The following is an 18,120-nucleotide window of genomic DNA, read 5'->3' on the forward strand; positions in this document are numbered from 1 at the left end:
AGGATAAGGTCCTGCGGCCTATAGCCCAGTGAGTAATGACCAGCGCTCAAAAAAGCCTTTCTGTCCGAAACGGGCGTCGACAAAGGTTGTTTTTTTACGCTTACATTTTCATCAGACTGCAGGGGAATCCATTGAATTCGCTTTTCGATACATAGGTTTTGAGACCTACTTACGAAAAGCGACTAGTCGATTTCGCTTATTGTGGACATATTTCGACAAGCTCTATAATGACGCTGGAAATACATTTTCCAAAAAAATGAAGGTTGGCATTTCTACTTGTCGAGAAGTGCCGCAAGTAAGCCCATAGGGGCGAAAAGAGGAGGAGAATTGATTAATGAGTTCACCTGCAAGAAAAAAACGCAAGGCATTGGCCCGGACCTCAACGTCAGCTCTTGCCCTTTCGGTGCTGCTTGGTTCATGGAGCGGAGCGCCTGCTCCAGCGGCTGCAGCTGCGACGGCTGAAGCTTCCCACCTGTTGACGTACGGAGGTGCGGCCTACGCATCCTCGGTCGAAGGTGGATTAACGCCGGACAAAGCCGTTGACGGCAGTTTGGACTCTCGTTGGGGCAGCGCATTCAGCGCAGATCCGCAATGGATTTATGTGGATCTCGGCTCCGAAGCGACGATTGACAAAGCGATTATCCGTTGGGAGAACGCCTACTCGAAATCGTACAAAATCCAAGTGTCCAATGATGAAACGAATTGGGTCGACATTTACCAGGACACCAAAGGTGACGGTGGCGTGGATACCATCGCATTATCGGGCAAAGGCCGGTACGTCCGTCTGCTTTCTCTAGAGCGCAGCGGCGGATACGGAGTATCGCTGTATGAATTTGAAGTTTACGGCACGGGTGGAACCAACCCGCCTCCGGTTGTGCTTGGCGAGGATGTAGCGCTGCATAAGCCGGTGGTCGCTTCCTCCTACGAGACAGCTGACGGGGACAAGCCAGCGATGCTGCCGGAGAACGCGGTGGACGATAGCCAGACGACAAGATGGTCTTCGGCACACACGAGTGACGAGTGGATTTATACCGACCTGGGAAGTGAGCACAACATCGGTCGTATTCGCCTGAACTGGGAGAACGCCGCCGGCCGCATCTACGATCTTCAAGTCTCCAATGATGCCGTGAATTGGCATACAATTTACCGTGAGATGAACGGTCACGACGGATGGATGGATACACCGGTCTACGCCAGCGGTCGTTACGTCCGAATGAAAGGAATCAGCCGCTCCACGAGCTACGGTTACTCCTTATTCAATTTCAGCGTCTACGATTACGTAGAGGGAGATGCGAAACCGAATTATACGATTCCTCCGCTGCCAACGGCTTCAACTGTTGACGTCGGCAAAGGCAGCTATTTGACGAATGATATTACGATGCCGCAACCGCGTCCTCCGGTTAATAAAACGGATGCTGTGAAAGGCCCGATTCCATCGAACGATTGGTGGCAGTCCGTATTGATCAAAAATTTGAGCGACAGCCTGATCACGCTCCCTTTGAAATCAAAGTATACGGCACTGGGCCTTAGCGTTCTGAACCCCGGCGCGGGTTGGGTGAACGACACCGGCAACTCCCAGGCCGCTGACGGCGGACCCGATTTTTACTTGAATTCAGGTAATATCAGTCCTACAAAGATCAATAACAAAGTTGCCGGATACAGTGATTGGTCAGCAACTGTCGTGCTTAGCGACAACGACACCGAAAAAATGAAAACGACGTTTGTCAAAGGCTCGCCGTACTTGTATTCAGAGTTCAGCGACCCGACGACACCTGAAATTTCGTTCCCGGCGACGACCAGCTTCTTTGACGAAAACGGCAATCCGGTTCTTGCTGGCGAAGGCACTTCCTTGACAGCTGACCATATTGGATTCACGGTGACGAATATGGACGGCTCGCCACAAGCGAATAAAGTAACCCGTAATTACGGTGTATTCGCTCCGCAAGGCTCCGTCTTCATGAAAGTCGGCAACAAAATCAAAATCAGGCTGGGCAGCGGGCAAAATTATTTGTCCTTGGCCTCGATGCCTGCAGCAAGCGACCTGAACTACTTTTATCAACACGGTTATGCATTCATCAAAAATACAATCGTAACACCGAACTTCGACGAGAACACGTCGGAAGTGACGACCCGCTTTGATGTGGAGATCGATCAGAAGCGATCCGACATGGAGTCGACGACGTTGATGGCGCTGCTTCCGCATCAATGGAAGCAAACGACTTCGCCGTTGACTGCGCTCGCTTATCCGTCCATTCGCGGTGAACTGAAGCTTCACGAGGGCAATTCGTTTACGACGGTGGACCGCTTTAACGGGATCGTACCGCAATTCACTGAGCCTGCTGATGCCAGCTATAACCGTGCCGACCTGATTGAGCAGTTGAGCTACCTCGATGAAGCGACATCGAAGAATTTCATGTCCGGCGACGCTTATTGGCAAGGTAAAGCGCTACACCCTCTGGCGATGGGCGTTCTGATAGCCGATCAAGTCGGAGATCAAGCGTACAAAAATGTGTTCCTTCAGCGTCTGAGAACGATTTTGACCGATTGGTATACATATACGAAGGGCGAGCCGGATTACTTCATGTACTACGATCCGACTTGGGGCACGATGTACTACAAATCCAGTGAGTTCGGCGCCAATACCGGCTTGACGGACCACCATTTCACATATGGTTACTTCGTCTTCGCTTCGGCTGTCCTGGCGACTTACGATCAAGATTTCAAAGACAACTACGGCGGCATGGTGGAGAACCTGATTCGCGACTACGCCAACCCGTCGAAAACCGATTCGCAGTATCCCTTCCTGCGCAACTTTGATCCGTACGAAGGCCATTCCTGGGCTGGTGGTTACGGGGACAACAACAACGGCAACAACCAGGAAGCGGCCGGCGAGTCCTTGTTCGGCTGGGTCGGCGAATACATGTGGAGCTTGGTGTCCGGCAATAAAGTATACCGTGACATCTCCGCATACGGCTTCACAACAGAGCTGAAAGCTGTCGAGCAATACTGGTTTAACTATGACAACGACAACTGGCTGCCTGGCTTTGCCCACAAATCCGTTGGTCAAGTATATGGCAGCGCGTATAACTTCGGTACGTTTTTCAGCGGTGACCCTGTCAATATTTATGGTATCCACTGGTTGCCGACTGGCGAGTATTTGACAAGCTACGGTTTTGATCCAGCAAAAGCTGCTGACTTGTACAACGGCCTCGTGAAAGATAATAAAGGACCTGAGAACGCATGGTACCACATTGTGTGGCCGATCGAATCTTTGAGCGATCCGCAAACGGTGTTGAGCAAGTTCACGGTTGAGAATACGCAAAAGAATGAAATTTTCAATACGTACTGGTTCGTGCATAACATGGCGACACTCGGTTCGCGTACGAAAGACATTTGGGCGAGTGGCGGTACTGGCGCTTCCGTTTACAAAAAAGGAACAGCTTACTCGGCGATCATCTGGAACCCGACCAACGTGGCCACTACGGTAACGTTCCACAATGCGGCAGGCGTAACAGGTTCGGCGACAGTCGGCCCGAAATCGCTTGTGAAAGTGGATCCGACGAAGGTCACCGATGCAGCTGGCAATAAGCCTCCGCAGTTAACGGCAGATACAACGCAAAATACGATCAGCCAGCCTGTTGAGATCACGTTCGCCGACAATCTGAAATGGCGTGAAGCGATTCAAGCCGTGCTGGTCAACGGAACAGCGATTAACGCTTCGCAATACAGCATGCAAGCAGGCAAAATCACGTTGGACAGCTCGTTGTTCCCTGTGGAAGGCAGCTATGACATCGCATTGCGTGCAGCCGGCTATCCGGATACGAGCGTGCAGCAAGTCATCATCACGAACTCGACGGTCAACCTGGCGCTCAACAAACCGACGATGACGAGCGATAAAGCGAAAAACCCAGGTTCCTACGCAGTTGACGGCAAGTCCGACACCCGCTGGGAATCGGACTTCAGTGATCCACAGTTTATTACAGTGAACTTGCAATCGGAATACAAAGTAAGCCATGTGCGTCTGAACTGGGAAAATGCAGCAGGCAAGAGCTACACGGTTCAAACGTCCGTGGATGGGCAAAATTGGCAGACCGTATATGCCACTACTCGTGGACATGAAGGTATCGATGACATCACGTTCCCTGCGGTAAATGCCAGATATGTCAAGGTAGAAGGCACGAAGCGAACGACGAATTACGGCTATTCTTTATGGGATATGGAAGTGTTCGGCACGCCGGCAGGTGACCTGGATGCACCACAACTGACTGCCGATACGACGATGAACCGCGCCGGCCTACCAATCGATATTGGCTTCGAGAACAATGCGGATTGGAAGAACGCAATCCAAGCGGTGAAAGTGAATGGAACAGCTGTTCCTGCTGGAAAATATCAAGTTGCCCAAAACACGATTACGTTGGACGGCTCGTTGTTCCCAGAAGCGGGAAGCTATAACGTTTCCGTAGAAGCAAAAGGATTTGCGAGTGCTGCCGTTCAGCAAACGATTGTGACGAATTCGACGGTTAACCTTGCGCTGCGCAAACCGACCATCACTTCGGCCAATCCGAAACAACCAAGCAGCTATGCTGTTGACGGCAAACCATCAACAAGATGGGAATCTGACTTCAGCGACCCGCAGTATATTACGGTTGATCTGGGTGCCCAAAGCGTGCTCAGCCGCGTCCTTCTGAACTGGGAGAATGCAGCAGGTAAGAGCTATACCGTGGAGGTATCCTCTGACAATGTGAACTGGCAAACGGTTTACTCCACCACGTCAGGTCAGCCAGGCATCAATGACATCGGATTTTTACCGGTAAGTGCAAGATATGTCAAAGTAAACGGAACGGAGCGGACGACCGGTTATGGCTTTTCGCTCATTGATTTCGAAGTATATGGTAACGCCTCCGGCTTGACGAACGCTCCGGAACTGATGCCGGATACGACGGATGCTATTGTCGGCAAACCGATCGAAGTTACTTTTGATGACGATCTGACATGGAGAAAAGCGATTGAAGCTGTCAAAATCGACGACAATGAAATTAACGCCAACCAATACAACGTAACGGCTGGCAAAATGACGCTGGACGCTTCCTTGTTCAAGAATGCCAAAACATATTTGATTTCTGTTCAAGGTAGTGGTTATACAGAAGCTTCTGTTCAGCAAACGGTTGGCTCCGTCGTTGTTCAACCTGGCGACCCGATCCCGGACCCTCCTCACCAGGATCCTGGTCATTCGAACCCGAATCCGCTCAACCTGGCATTCGAAAGACCGACTGCTTCATCGCCGGATTATCACCGTTCCAGTGCTGATGCCGTGGACGGTCGATTTGACCGCCGTTGGGAGTCCGCTTTCGAAGACAATCAATGGATGAGTATCGACCTTGAGAGTGTGAAGAAGATCAACCGAGTTGTGCTGAACTGGGAAAATGCTTACGGTAAAGCATACACGATTGATGTATCCGCAGATGGACTAACATGGACAACGGTGTATGCGACGGATGCGGGTAACGGCGGTACCGACGATATTTCGTTCGCACCCGTTGATGCCAGATACGTCAAGATGAATGGAATCAAGCGCGGTACACCGTACGGCTTCTCGCTTTGGGAGTTCGAAGTGTATGGCGGCGATAACGGTCCGCTGAATGGACCTGCGCTGACCCCGGACACATCGGAGAACACGCTGGGCAAGCCGATGGATATCACGTTTGCCGACGACGGGGCTTGGAGAAGCGCCATCAACGCAGTCGAATTGGATGGCGTGACGCTTCGCGCTGACCAATACACGGTATCGGCGGGCAAAATCACGCTGGATGCAGCGTTATTCACCGAAGGGAAGCCTTACCTAGTGTCGGTGGGGGCGACGGGCTACGATAATGTCACTGTTGCCCAACCAATTGTTAAAGCGCAGAATCTGGCGCTTAACATGCCAACGACAACTTCGGACAATCCGATGCAAGACGGTCAGTTCGCTGTGGATGGCAGTAAGAGCACACGTTGGGAGTCGGCGCACGGCATCGATCCGCAATGGCTCTGCATCGACCTCGGCAAAACGAGATCCGTTAGCCGATTCTTAATGAACTGGGAGAATGCCTCTGCGAAGGATTATACGATCGATGTGTCTGTGGACGGCTCCAGCTGGTCGACAGTTTACTCGACAACGTATGGAGACGGAGGTATAGACAACATCCTCCTCAATAATCCTGTCAATGCCCGTTACATTAAAATGACGGGTACACAGCGCAATACGCTATACGGATATTCTTTATTTGAGTTTGAGGTTTACGAGTAAGAGAGACAAGAACGTGGCGATGAGAAGCTCATCGCCACGTTTTTTTGTGCTCGCCATCTGAATTTTATATATCAATCATCGAAATTCTGTATTATTTAAAATACGTAAATTTGATGTATGCTAAAAGCAAGGATAAGGTTTTCACAAAATTAAAGAGGTGAATGTCATGAATGAGATCAAGGTCATATTGAAAGACAGGATTGACGCCATTGAGAAAAGAATCCTTTTGGTTTTGGAGCAGTTAGACGACCAACAAGTGAATTGGCGTCCTAATGAATCCAGCAATAGCATTTCAAATTTGATTATTCATATCAATGGGAATATGAAAGAGCGCATTGGCAGTGGAATGAATCATGTACCCTTTGTAAGGAACCGAGATGATGAGTTTGAAGAACAATTTAAAACACAGGCGGAATTGATCGAGATCACGAAGAGTTTATTTAGTGAGTTAAGAGAAACTTTAGTGGCTATGAGTGACGAAAGATTTGCCCAAACTCAAAAAATAGGAGATCGTGAATTAACCAATTTAGCGATATTCATTCAATGTGCGACACACTTTTCAGAACATATGGGTCAGATTTTATATATTGCAAAAATAATTAAGGATGGAGAGTACGTTACGACATCTGTACCAAAGAAGAAACCGATGTAAGCAATCGCAGTGGGTCGAATAGTTAGCCTCTATGGAGGAAATCTAAATGCTCCCTGGAATTATTGGAAGGCGAGAGCAGCTAGAAAATGGAGAAGGTTGAATCAACAGCATCGGCGCGTTATAAAAAATGTTTCAGATGTAGTTATCGATGATAGCGCTTGGATGCAACTCCAGACCGAATAAGATTTGTAACGAAGGCCGCTCACCAAGCGGCTTTTTTATGTGCGTTAGCAAAGGCAAATAAAATAGAAAAATGTAGATATATAGCGTATGATTAAACAAACGATTGATGGAGATGATAGAATCAATGCTGGTCACTTGCAAACAGGATGTCATTATTACAACTGAAATTGGCACTCTGACGGCGTTTTATTGCGATGAGGAGTACTTAGCTCATTTAGATGCAGATGGGGTTATTATTGCGATTGATGAGGCGTCTGAACGCCACACGATTTCGCGGAGTGGGGCTGATGATGCTTGGTTTCAAGCCCATTTTGCCATTGTGGAGCTTGATGGTGGATCTTCGGTTCGCGGGTGATATTGTTTACGCCGCAGCGGTTCTGAGCGACAGTCGAGGACGTGATGTAAAGTGTCCTTGGCGTCGCTTTTTCATTTTTGTCAGGTTTGGCGACTCTTAACTCCATGACTTCATCATTATATGACAAATAAGACGAAATTTAACCAGGCATTCACGCCGTCACGGGTGAGTGTCTTTTTGGTATTGGTAAAATTTGTGTAAAGAAAGAACTTCCCACCAAATTTGGCGTACAACTCTATAATACAAATCTGCCATGAGGTGAAATTTTTTATGAATAAGCCCAGTCGATACAAGCTCGCTGCTCTTATCACGGCCAGCGTATTACTCTTACCGTCGCAATTGATGTCAACCGCACAGGCGGCCAGCAAATCGGTAAAAGTCAGCTTGCCCTCTTTTCCAGTACAAATAAACGGCTTAACCATCGATTCGGCCATAGCTCAATATCCGCCTATCGTCTATAAGGATATTACCTATTTGCCGTTAACGTGGGATTATACCCGCTCGTTGTCTTTGGCGTATACGTGGAGCGATACGGAAGGACTTCATGTTCAAGCCACAGGAAATATATATCAGAAGCCGCCTGCAGCAGATACGGAGGGCAGCAATACGAAATCGATGTACACTGCTAACATTGCGACCTATCCGGTCTATGTCAACGATAAACCGGTGGATAATCAAGCGGAGTCATATCCGCTGCTTAGTTTTCGGGATATCACTTACTTTCCGATGACCTGGCATTTTATGCATGACGAGCTTGCCATGAATTTATTCTGGAACCCTACAGCTGGCTTCGCCGTTGTAGGTCCGCAGCGCCATTATTTTTTTTCCTTCGTTAACGATGACGCCGATTACCTGTACATGTATTCGGGCTCGCAAACGTTCAAAATCAGAAAATCATTGACCGAACAGCCTTCACGTTTGAAGGAAGAGGAGAATCAGAAATTGTCCGCTTTACCGTCAAGAGCTGATACGCCGCTGCCTAAAGCGGAATTTCGTTCACCGGAATCTCCGTCTATCGAGCGGAAGGGCAATGATTTTTATTACAAAGACCAGAAATTGCTCTCTTTAACGCTGGTGGATTCAGATGGTGCTGCAGCTGCGAGCGGTTTTAAAGATGAACCTACACTGAACAAAGTGTATACAGAGAAGTGGCTGGACCTCGGAAACGGAAAGAAAATTGTTTCATTCGCGGAGTCGGATAATATGAATCCAATTCTGCCGGAAATTTCTACGTCTTACCGTTATTTCTTCAGCGATAATGGCGGAAGCTATATTCCTATTAACGGCTTTGGAGGTTGGCCGATCTCCAGTGCGCAGCTTAATGCGGATGGATCTTGGTGGCTTGCCAGCAAACCATATACCGACGATATGATTCATGGCAGAGATGGGTTTATGACCGGCGAACTTACCTTGCTGCAAGCAGATGGTCAATCCGTTTCGCTGAACCGGCAGCTGAAAGTGAATGAGATTGAAGTGCTATCCCGCCACGATGACGGCAGTTTGATATTTCGCGCTTATACCCGGACGCTGCAAAAGGAAAACCCCGGCTTCGGCATCTATCAAATCGACACGTCAGGCAAACTTAATAAACTGGAAGATATGTTCGGTCAAGCTTATGTCGACAGCAATGGCGACGTATGGGCAACGGACCGCTACATCAACCGGATCGTGAATATTTCTAAAAACGTGAGCAAATTATGGATGGACTACGAGTTTCCGTATCCTTACTAAATGAAATTGGTTTACACAAAAAAAGACGATGGCTCGTCGGTTATTGCCGACTGCGATCGTCTTTTTATATTTTATTTTTGCTCATCCAATTTAAATACTTTCGCTAAAGCGCCGACAGAACCGAGTGTACTTACAACATCTGTAGGAATAAAAATCGTGGACGAAGGTCCTTTGGCCATCTCGGTGAGCGCCTCGAAAGACTTGTAAGTGAGGATACCCGAATTGATACCTGCTTGATTGAGGGCTTCAATCCGGGAGCGTTCTGCATTAGCGACGAGGCGAATCGCCTCCGCACGACCTGAAGCTTCAAGCTCCTGCGCTTTTTGCTTTGCTTCGGCATCAAGAATTTGACGTCGTTTCTCCGCTTCAGCCGCAAGAATAACTGCGGATTGCTGAGCTTCTGCGCGCAGCACGGTAGCTTGCTTTTCACCTTCGGCCTGCAAAATATTCGCCCGCTTTTCACGCTCGGCTCTCATTTGTTTCTCCATCGAGTTCTGGATATCGACTGGAATTTCGAGTTGCAGAATCTCAACGCGATCAATGCGTACTCCCCAATTCTCTGAAGCGTTATCAAGCGCTTGGCGCAGCTCAGCCTGAATGCGATCACGGTTGGAAAGAATTTCATCCAGTTCCATCTTACCTATTGTCGAGCGGAGAGCGGAGGCCACGATGTTATGAATGCCTTGCACATAGTTGGCAATGCCGTAAGTAGCTAACTTCGGGTCCACAACCGAAAAAAAGGTAGCCAGCTCGACACCAATGGCGACGTTATCTTTGGTGATCACCGATTGGGAGGGAACTTTCTCCTGCTGGATTCTCAAGTCATGCCGGCTGCGAATACTATCAATAATCGGAATGATGACATTAATACCTGCATTCAGCGTTTTATGGAACTTACCTAATCTTTCGACAATGGCTACAGTTTGCTGGGGTACGATTCGAATCCCTTTTGCAATAATAATGACAACGACAATGATCAGTAAAATAAAAATAATAAGCCCTGTCATTTCACACCTGCCCTATTTATCCTCTTTGGACAAATCATCGATTGATGGCTTTCTTACATAAAGTTTCGAGACTTTGACCTCGATCACAATCACTTCTTCTCCTTCGCGAATGTTCTCGTCTGCGATAGCACTCCACAATTCGGAATTCAGTTTCACTAATCCGACCTCACCAGGCTTGATCTCGCTTATTACGTATGCTTTTTGTCCAATAAATCGGTCTATCGATGGCAACGTTTCTTTGGAAGCAGGTATAAGCTTGCGAATGCTGGGCAACAAACATACATAAAACAGAAAGGCTGAGATTGTAAACACGGCGACCTGAATCAGCAAAGAGAGATGGAACCATGCCGAGACCATCGCTGTTAACGCGCTGCAAGCAAGAACTAAGAAGTAGAAGGTACCTGTACTGAGCTCAACAATCACTAAAAGGACGGCTAAGATACACCAAAGTATCCAAAGCAACTTGTACGTCACACCTCGCTTTCAGCCCATATGGTTATGATGTATGAGAAATGCGGTTTGACTATTACTTCATATATGTGTTTTTCACTTTTTTTGAATGAATAAAATAGGCAATCCAGAAGAGACTATTCCGAGAAATTGCATGAATGCCTTAAAATAATTGCAGAACCATGCGTATATATGCATCATTTTGGATGTATAGTGATGTTTTCCTTAGATAAATCTTCTATTTACTTGGATAATAACGTATAATGAACTGAAAATGCTTAAGGGTTTGCATCAATCTCGCATGAAGAGGTGTATGGTTGCATGTATCAAGAAGAGCGCATGAACGCGATCATCAAGTATTTGGAGCAGCATGAACGTGTGGGGATCCAGGAGATTTGCCAATTATTCGGCGTATCCCGGGATACGGTCCGTCGGGACTTACTGAAGATGGAGGAAGCGGGTTTGATTCTCCGAACCCATGGCGGAGCCATTCTGCCTAAGAAGACCAAAGAGATCTATGAATACAAAGAGCGTCTGATTCGAGAATCGGACGGAAAGCATGAGATTGGAGCGCTAGCCGCCACGCTTGTCGCCAATGGTGATTTCATTATTATGGACGCGTCGACCACCGTTCAATTTGCCGCTGAGAACATCGCTGCTGAGAACGTCGTCGTAGTCACGAATTCAATCGATATTGCCGATGTTGTATCCAGAAAGCCGGCGGTGCGAACCTATTTGTTGGGCGGAGAATTGGACCCGCAGCATCGATTTCTTTACGGACAGTCAACGATTGCCAAATTGGCCGACTACATGGTGGACAAATTGTTCCTCGGGGCATGCGGGATTTCAGCTGGCGGCTTGTCATATCCTCACGAAGAAGATGGTATTGTAAAACGTGAGATGATTAAACGGGCAAGTCAAGTGATCGTTCTAGCGGATCATACTAAATTTGGCGCGCAGATGTTTTACCGGATATCAGGATTAGAATCCATCGATTTGCTCATTACGGACCGGCGCCCGGATCAAGAGATGATCGATATCTTATCTGCGCATAACGTCGAATTGCTAATCGTGTCCGAGGAAGATAGATAATGAAACGTGAGGAGGGATAACATGAAAAAATTGATTTGGCTTGGATGCTTATCCTATTTTGTCATCGGCTTGGCAACCGTCATTTTCGGTACGCTAATGTCCAATTTACTTCATGATTACGGCCGGAATTTCAGCGATGGGGGATCTATCGTATTTGCCCAGTTCGGTGGATTTCTTGCAGGCGTATTGTTTGCACCACGATGTGTGCGAAGCTTGGGGTATCGGAGGGGAATATGGCTGGCCTTTGCAGGCTTGTTTGCAGCGCATGCGATATTATTTTTGCAGCCGTACTGGTATGTTCTGTTCATCCCTGCGACGCTGAACGGTTTTTGCTTTGGCTTGGCTCAAACCGCGATTGGCACTTTGCTATTGGAGGCTTCGGACAAAAACAAAGCGGTGACGATGAGCCGGCTTGAAGTTGCTTTTGGGGTCGGGGCATTATTAATGCCAGCCATCTCGAGTCTGTTTCTAAAGAACAACTCCGGATTCGGGCCGTTTGCCATCGTCGCGAGTTGTGCGTGCTTGATGATGATGATCTGGATCTTCAGTTACACGGATTACGCGAAGAAGGCTGGGAATGAAGGCGCTGAGCCAGATACCTCTGCGGCCAAGCATTCCACCACGAATATCATCAAATTTTATCCTCTTGCTTTCCTAATGTGCTTCGTATTTCTGTATGTAGGGCTAGAAACAAGCACCATCAATTTCCTTCCATCTGTATTTGAAAGCCGGCTGCATTTTGAGAGCTCGCAAGCAACACTTACCGTTTCCATTTTTTGGATTTCCATGATTATTGGACGTATATTTTCAGGGGTCATCGCTGAACAAATAGGTTACTTCAAGTTTTTACTCATCAGCTCATCAGGAGCGCTGATTTCACTTATAGGTCTTGCTTTTTTCGAAAATGCCTGGATCGTCTTTGCTCTTGTGTTCGCAGCAGGACTTTTTCTATCAGGCATATTTGCTATAGCGGTTGTACACGCCAATAACGCGAATCCGGAATCGACCAAGCAGACGACAAGCATCATCATCGCCTCAGGCGGTATAGGAGGAGCCCTGCTGCCGCTATTGGTAGGGTGGAGCATGGATGCGGTTCAGCCAGGTGCTGCCACTTGGTTGTTGGCTGGTTTTGCTGTTCTCATGATCCTATTTTTGCTTCAAGTGAGAACCGTTCCATCCGCAAAGGTCCGGCGCCATAAGATAGTAGAGAACGATATCAACATCTCAGGAAGGCAATGACCTGCTATAATAGGTTTGCATTCGATTTTATTCTTGCAGGGGGTTAGGATGGAACCAGCTATTCGCCATTTACATGCTGTCACTGAAGCACTTCAACAGGAAGGGATTCCGTATTCTTTGGGGGGAAGCGGTTTATTACATGCGCTGGGATTAACGGATACCGTTCATGACTGGGATGTGATGACTGAAGCCCCTAAAGAGCAAGTGCTCAAGGCATTGCTGCACCTTGATGTACAAGAAAAACCGTGTGGCGATTACCCATTTGGAACCGAATATAAACTATTAGTCCATTCAGATCATCCTCAAGTGGAGATATTGGGTCATTTCTCGATTTATACCGAAAAAGGACGATGCAAATTGCCGAATATTTCTAGCGGCCTTTGGAACGGTGTTCAGGTCGGCAGTCCAGAAGTTTGGTGCGTTGCTTACGCGCTTATGAACCGAAGGGATAAGTCTGATTTATTGCTTTCATTTTTACGGGAAAAGGGAGCGAACCAGCAGATTTTGCAAATGCTAAAAAATGAGCCCTTGGCAGATGAAAGTGCTGCAAGCCTTTTATCACTGGAATAAATTAGCAATAAAAAACAGCGATTGTCTAGGACTTGTTTCTCGTCCAAGATGGTCGCTGTTTCATTTATGATAAGGATAATCTCAATCCCTGCAGCGATGGCAGTTTCACCACGGTCAGCTTGCCTGCGATGATGCCGTAGGCTTGGTGATGAGTACGGTTGGAATATGAGTATACCCACATTTTTTTCGACTCATCGAATCCTAGATATTTCATAAACTCCATTCTTTTGCGCAAATCTTGAATCGTCATAAGCTCTCTCCTTCGAATTGTCGCTTACCATAATGATTCGAGGAAAGAGGGTCGTTTCGGGGGGATTGAGATAGTGGTAAAATATGACAAACGTTAGGGTCGCCCTTACTCTTGTAAGGAGTAAGCAATGAACGCATTCGGCAGCTGCCGGGTCACCATCGAAACGCCGCCGTGCGCGACGCCAAGTTTACCGAGAGCTGAGCCGTAGAACTCGAGATTTCACAGGAAGCACAGCGGCGTGCCGAGGAGGGCGAGCAACCCGTCCATGCAGATGATGCGCGTGCGCGGGTTGTACGTAGCGATGACATTGGCGAGTCCGAGGCTGCAGTGCAGCTCCTTTTTTATTTTTCTTGGAACAGGAAAATGGTGGATGTGGCGCGAATAAAACTAAATCAGGACATCTTACAGGCTGCGGGTGAGGATAACAATGAATAAAATAATGGCGCAGACGTCTATGTTTTACGCGCTGGTTTTTATGAGTAACGGCGCTTTTTTCTCCTACATCAGTGTGTATTACACGGAGATTGGCATTGGCAATTTCGAAATCGGGATCCTGACTTCCGTCGGAGCTGTCATCGGACTCATTGCACAACCGCTATGGGGGATTATCAGCGACCGCTCAAGGTACAAAAATAACGTGCTTATCTTCTGTACGCTGCTGGCAGCGCTTTCGATATGGCTCGTTCAGTGGGCCGGCTCATCGGTTGCCCTGCTGCTGCTCGCTATGATCGTGTTCAGCTTCTTTCAGGTGGCGATTAATCCGCTTAGCGATGCCATCACACTTGAGCTTTCAACGAAGGGAATCGTCAAATTTTCCGGCGTCCGTACATTCGGTTCTATCGGTTATGCGCTGATGTCGGTTGTGGCCGGCTGGGTGTTCGCGCGAAATATCCATAGCATTTTTCTCGTCACATCCCTGATCATGTTAGTCTCTTTTGCCATATCCTTCATATTGCCCAAAGTCGAGGGCCATCAAAGCGGTAAGAACAAGGTGAAGGTGACAGAGTTATTCAAGCATCGATCGCTTATGGTGCTCTATGCATACGCTTTCATCCTATAGTCGACACTTGGCTTTTTCTTTTCGTTTCATGTCATTTACAGTCAAGAGCGGGGAATTAGCATGGAGATCATCGGCTTAGGCATTGCGCTAGGCTCGTTCAGCCAGTTTCCGTTTATGATTTGGTTCGACTGGATTTTTCGCCGCTTCGGGATGGTCAACATTTTGCTGTTCTCGGGCATGATTCATGTTGTACGCTGGCTGCTTTACGCCACAGCATTGACGCAGCAAACCGTTGTCATCATGTGGGCGCTCCACGGGGGGACATACATCTTGTTTTATTTGTGCCTTGCTCATTATGTGAACGAGAATGTCATGAAAGAGCTGAAGGCAACAGGACTGATGTTCAATTCGATCATTTTGCTCGGCGCTGGCAAAATTGTTGGTGCGGTACTCGGCGGCTGGTATTCGTCCCAATTCGGCTTCGCTTCAGCTTTCTGGCTTTGTACGGTGGTAAGCTTGGCGGCAACTGTAGCATTCTGGTGGGTGAGCACGCGAACCCCGCTGCTGCGCACACTGGCCAAGGAACAGCCGGTATCAGCAGGCAGTGCCTAACACCAAATTTGAAGGCCTAGTTGGTCAGGTATGGAAGGTGGCCAGTTCTACATAAATAGAAGCTTCTCATTAGAAGTGAACCTAGAACGATTAGGTTGCTAATGGGAGGCTTTATTTTTTTGTCGAGTGCCAAGCAAATGATCGGGGTAGGTACGCAATTGAATTCTACTATGAATACCATCTTTTAGGGGAATCATTATTAGATCAACTTAATCAATGATAACGATAGGATTTCGAATATTGATAGTTTTATTAATTATTCAATAATTACAGTTCGAGAAAGGAGGGATCAGGTTAAAGTATTTAAAAAGACCATACCATTCGGCGCTTCGTGGTGGGGAGTAAGCTTTCCAATGGCTGCTCTCAGCAATGCCTCTTTGGTATACGCGATGTCCATGCATTATTGGCTGTTGACCGCCTTTTCCGTAGTTATTTTAGTTTTATTAAACATCGTCCTGATCGTTATTTTTGTTAGAACATTCAAGATGCTATTTAATGGCAGCCTACTAAAAGGATAAAAATAACTCTTAATTATAGAGTTTGATATGTAAATATTCTTCCATTAATAGGTTAATTTTTCTTGTAAAAAGTACTTAAGAGAAATTAAGTTGTTTCAAGCAATAATAGTATTGGATAACAGGTGACTTTTCTAAAAATAATAAGAGGGTATATCGGATTTCTAAAATTTATAAAAATCTATGACGTGAAATGGAGTAGACAAAATGAAAATTTTAGTCATCGTAACTCACCCGATTATGGAATCTTCGAACTGGAATAAAGCATGGGTGCAAGAATTGCGGAAGCACGATGATATAACCATTCATGAGTTATATAAAGAGTATCCAGATGAACAAATCGATGTCTCAAAAGAACAACGTTTAATGGAGTCGCATGATCGAATTATATTTCAATATCCGCTTTACTGGTATAGCACTCCACCATTACTTAAGAAGTGGTTCGACCAAGTATTACTTTATGGTTGGGCTTATGGACCAAACGCTACTCAAATAAAGGGTAAAGAAATAAGTGTTGCTGTTTCAACATATGGTACGGAGGCATCGTATCAAGCAAGCGGATCAAATCGCTTTACACTTCAGGAAATTTTAAGACCGGTAGAAGCACTTGCCAACTTCATTAGTGCCACTTATTTGCCTCATTTTGCACTAAATGATGCCTCGAACGTTACTGAAGAGCGTCTAGCAAAAAGCAGCAAAGATTACGTTCACCATATTAAAACGGTTAAGCCAGCAGCTGTGCATACATGAATCCATTATTGATTCCTGCAACAGATCATGCTAGCGTCACGGGTGTCCATATCTTAATTAATGGCAGTCGAACATCTGAAGTGACCCCTTAAAGTTAGACAAATATTTTATGCAACCTGTTGGGCGTGAGCACGGTATTGTACCGGGCTCATGCCTTTTAATTTTGATTTGATGCGTTTGTGATTGTAGTAATCAATGTATCGTGCTAGTTCTAGCTTAAAGTGATCTACACTTTCAAATTCATTAAGATAAAGAAACTCCGACTTCATAATGCCAAAGAAGTTCTCCATCACCGCGTTATCGTAACAATTTCCTTTGCGTGACATGCTTTGGGTAATTCCTTGTTTCTTCAAAGCATGTTGATACGGCTTCATCTGGTAGTGCCAGCCTTGATCCGAATGTAGGAGGAGTTCATCCTCTTCGGATAAGCGTTTAAAGGCCTTATCTAGCATCTCAGAGACTAAGGAATAAGTAGGGCGGGGCCCTACTGTGTAAGTGATAATTTCACCGTTAAACAAGTCCAAAACAGGTGATAAGTACAGCTTTTCTCCAAATAGCTTAAATTCCGTAATATCGGTAACCCATTTCTCATTTGGTTTTTCCGCGTGAAAATTACGATTGAGTACGTTAGGTGCAATTTTACCTACTGTTCCTTTATGGGAACGATATTTCTTCATACGCACCACTGATTTCAAGCCTAATTCTTTCATGATACGCTGCACTTTTTTATGATTAACCCGATGTCCCCGATTATATAGTTCATCACGGATACGACGATAGCCATAACGTCCTTGATGTTCGATGTAAATGGATCGAATAAGGAGTTTTAGATCTTTGTCTAGATCGGGCTTATTCAACTGCTTTACCCAGTAGTAAAAGGTACTACGAGGGATGTCAGCAAACGCTAGCAATGCAACCACCGGGAATTCAAGCCTTAATTCATAGACTACTTGTGCTTTGTCTTGTTTGGTGATTTTTCCTTGTTTTGAACTAAGGCATTCAACTTTTTTAGATAGGTATTTTCCATACGCAAACGTTCTATTTCTGCTTTCAGAGCTTCAACTGAACCCTCCGCAGGTTCTAGTTTTTTCGAATTGTTCTCTTTCTTATTTGTCATAAGTGGGCGCCCCTTTTTCTTTGATTTCAGGGCGTCCTTTCCATCTTCATTAAATTGATTGCGCCATTTTCTAATGATCCCAGGGGAGGAAATATTAAAAATGACAGCAGCTTCATTTGGAGACGTCCCATGCTCGTTCATATAGTTGAGTACGTCTAGTTTAAATGACATGCTGTAAGCTGTATAGCTCTTTTCAAAAGCTTTTACCCCGTGATATTCGTATTGCCTAACCCACATACGTAAAACTTCATGGTTTATCCCTAATGATTTTGCAACGCTTTTAATTCCTTCCGTACCATTCTGATACTTAA

General features: G+C 46.4%; 14 protein-coding genes and 1 pseudogene. 11 read left to right on the forward strand and 4 right to left on the reverse strand.

Annotation, left to right across the window (positions count from 1 at the left end; translation table 11 throughout):
- Positions 1-334 precede the first annotated feature (334 nt).
- The 4 genes from O9139_RS04925 to O9139_RS04940 all read left to right on the forward strand — a co-directional run bounded on the left by O9139_RS04925 (position 335) and on the right by O9139_RS04940 (position 9,207).
- A complete protein-coding gene (locus O9139_RS04925; protein WP_270878331.1) occupies positions 335-6,286 on the forward strand; it encodes a discoidin domain-containing protein in 5,952 nt (1,983 codons plus the stop codon).
- Positions 6,287-6,452: 166 nt separating this feature from the next.
- A complete protein-coding gene (locus O9139_RS04930; RefSeq protein ID WP_270878332.1) occupies positions 6,453-6,938 on the forward strand; it encodes a DUF1572 family protein in 486 nt (161 codons plus the stop codon).
- A 307-nt stretch (positions 6,939-7,245) separates the two neighbouring features.
- Positions 7,246-7,476 (forward strand): hypothetical protein, encoded by a 231-nt coding sequence (locus O9139_RS04935; RefSeq protein WP_270878333.1) that lies wholly within the window; start codon positions 7,246-7,248, stop codon positions 7,474-7,476.
- 270 nt (positions 7,477-7,746) lie between these two features.
- Positions 7,747-9,207, forward strand: coding sequence for a hypothetical protein (locus O9139_RS04940; RefSeq protein ID WP_270878334.1), 1,461 nt, complete (start codon positions 7,747-7,749; stop codon positions 9,205-9,207).
- Between the two features lie 71 nt (positions 9,208-9,278).
- Here O9139_RS04940 and O9139_RS04945 read toward each other — a convergent pair whose 3' ends face one another.
- Positions 9,279-10,214 (reverse strand): SPFH domain-containing protein, encoded by a 936-nt coding sequence (locus O9139_RS04945; protein WP_270878335.1) that lies wholly within the window; start codon positions 10,212-10,214, stop codon positions 9,279-9,281.
- Positions 10,215-10,226: 12 nt separating this feature from the next.
- Complete coding sequence (locus O9139_RS04950; protein ID WP_270878336.1) at positions 10,227-10,676, reverse strand: NfeD family protein; 450 nt, start codon at positions 10,674-10,676, stop codon at positions 10,227-10,229.
- A 309-nt stretch (positions 10,677-10,985) separates the two neighbouring features.
- On the opposite strand from O9139_RS04950, the gene O9139_RS04955 reads away from it, so the two are divergent.
- From O9139_RS04955 to O9139_RS04965, 3 genes are read left to right on the forward strand one after another with little or no spacing between them, the layout of a single operon-like run.
- Positions 10,986-11,756 carry a DeoR/GlpR family DNA-binding transcription regulator gene (locus O9139_RS04955; protein ID WP_270878337.1) on the forward strand — a complete coding sequence of 257 codons (771 nt, stop codon included), beginning with the start codon at positions 10,986-10,988 and terminating at the stop codon, positions 11,754-11,756.
- Positions 11,757-11,777: 21 nt separating this feature from the next.
- Positions 11,778-12,995, forward strand: coding sequence for an MFS transporter (locus O9139_RS04960; protein ID WP_270878338.1), 1,218 nt, complete (start codon positions 11,778-11,780; stop codon positions 12,993-12,995).
- A gap of 48 nt (positions 12,996-13,043) precedes the next feature.
- Complete coding sequence (locus O9139_RS04965) at positions 13,044-13,565, forward strand: hypothetical protein (RefSeq protein ID WP_270878339.1); 522 nt, start codon at positions 13,044-13,046, stop codon at positions 13,563-13,565.
- Between the two features lie 64 nt (positions 13,566-13,629).
- On the opposite strand, the gene O9139_RS04970 is transcribed toward O9139_RS04965, so the two are convergent.
- Entirely contained in the window at positions 13,630-13,815 is a 186-nt protein-coding gene (locus tag O9139_RS04970; protein ID WP_270878340.1) for a hypothetical protein, read from the reverse strand.
- Positions 13,816-14,053: 238 nt separating this feature from the next.
- On the opposite strand from O9139_RS04970, the gene O9139_RS04975 reads away from it, so the two are divergent.
- The 4 genes and pseudogenes from O9139_RS04975 (at position 14,054) to O9139_RS04990 (ending at position 16,692) form a co-directional block, all read left to right on the forward strand.
- Positions 14,054-14,200 (forward strand): hypothetical protein, encoded by a 147-nt coding sequence (locus O9139_RS04975; protein ID WP_270878341.1) that lies wholly within the window; start codon positions 14,054-14,056, stop codon positions 14,198-14,200.
- A gap of 54 nt (positions 14,201-14,254) precedes the next feature.
- A pseudogene (locus tag O9139_RS04980) lies at positions 14,255-15,427 on the forward strand (MFS transporter).
- Positions 15,428-15,693: 266 nt separating this feature from the next.
- Positions 15,694-15,945 (forward strand): SLAC1 family transporter, encoded by a 252-nt coding sequence (locus tag O9139_RS04985; RefSeq protein ID WP_270878354.1) that lies wholly within the window; start codon positions 15,694-15,696, stop codon positions 15,943-15,945.
- 204 nt (positions 15,946-16,149) lie between these two features.
- Entirely contained in the window at positions 16,150-16,692 is a 543-nt protein-coding gene (locus tag O9139_RS04990; protein ID WP_270878342.1) for an NAD(P)H-dependent oxidoreductase, read from the forward strand.
- A gap of 107 nt (positions 16,693-16,799) precedes the next feature.
- On the opposite strand, the gene O9139_RS04995 is transcribed toward O9139_RS04990, so the two are convergent.
- Positions 16,800-18,120 (reverse strand): IS3 family transposase gene (locus tag O9139_RS04995; protein ID WP_270877922.1). Its coding sequence is split into 2 segments (ribosomal slippage), with 1,322 coding nucleotides annotated over them: positions 16,800-17,704 and positions 17,704-18,120; the frame shifts between segments, so codons are not numbered across the junction. This gene is flagged as partial in the annotation.

It is taken from the genome of Paenibacillus aestuarii, assembly GCF_027789125.1.
GTDB classification, from domain to species: Bacteria; Bacillota; Bacilli; order Paenibacillales; family NBRC-103111; genus Paenibacillus_E; species Paenibacillus_E aestuarii.

Excerpts from the sequence above, each read along its gene's own strand:
- O9139_RS04940 (WP_270878334.1), top strand. The coding sequence starts at position 7,747 with ATGAATAAGCCCAGTCGATACAAGCTCGCTGCTCTTATCACGGCCAGC.
- O9139_RS04965 (WP_270878339.1), top strand. The coding sequence starts at position 13,044 with ATGGAACCAGCTATTCGCCATTTACATGCTGTCACTGAAGCACTTCAA.
- O9139_RS04970 (WP_270878340.1), bottom strand. The coding sequence starts at position 13,815 with ATGACGATTCAAGATTTGCGCAAAAGAATGGAGTTTATGAAATATCTA.
- O9139_RS04955 (WP_270878337.1), top strand. The coding sequence starts at position 10,986 with ATGTATCAAGAAGAGCGCATGAACGCGATCATCAAGTATTTGGAGCAG.
- O9139_RS04925 (WP_270878331.1), top strand. The coding sequence starts at position 335 with ATGAGTTCACCTGCAAGAAAAAAACGCAAGGCATTGGCCCGGACCTCA.
- O9139_RS04990 (WP_270878342.1), top strand. The coding sequence starts at position 16,150 with ATGAAAATTTTAGTCATCGTAACTCACCCGATTATGGAATCTTCGAAC.
- O9139_RS04935 (WP_270878333.1), top strand. The coding sequence starts at position 7,246 with ATGCTGGTCACTTGCAAACAGGATGTCATTATTACAACTGAAATTGGC.
- O9139_RS04960 (WP_270878338.1), top strand. The coding sequence starts at position 11,778 with ATGAAAAAATTGATTTGGCTTGGATGCTTATCCTATTTTGTCATCGGC.
- O9139_RS04945 (WP_270878335.1), bottom strand. The coding sequence starts at position 10,214 with ATGACAGGGCTTATTATTTTTATTTTACTGATCATTGTCGTTGTCATT.
- O9139_RS04930 (WP_270878332.1), top strand. The coding sequence starts at position 6,453 with ATGAATGAGATCAAGGTCATATTGAAAGACAGGATTGACGCCATTGAG.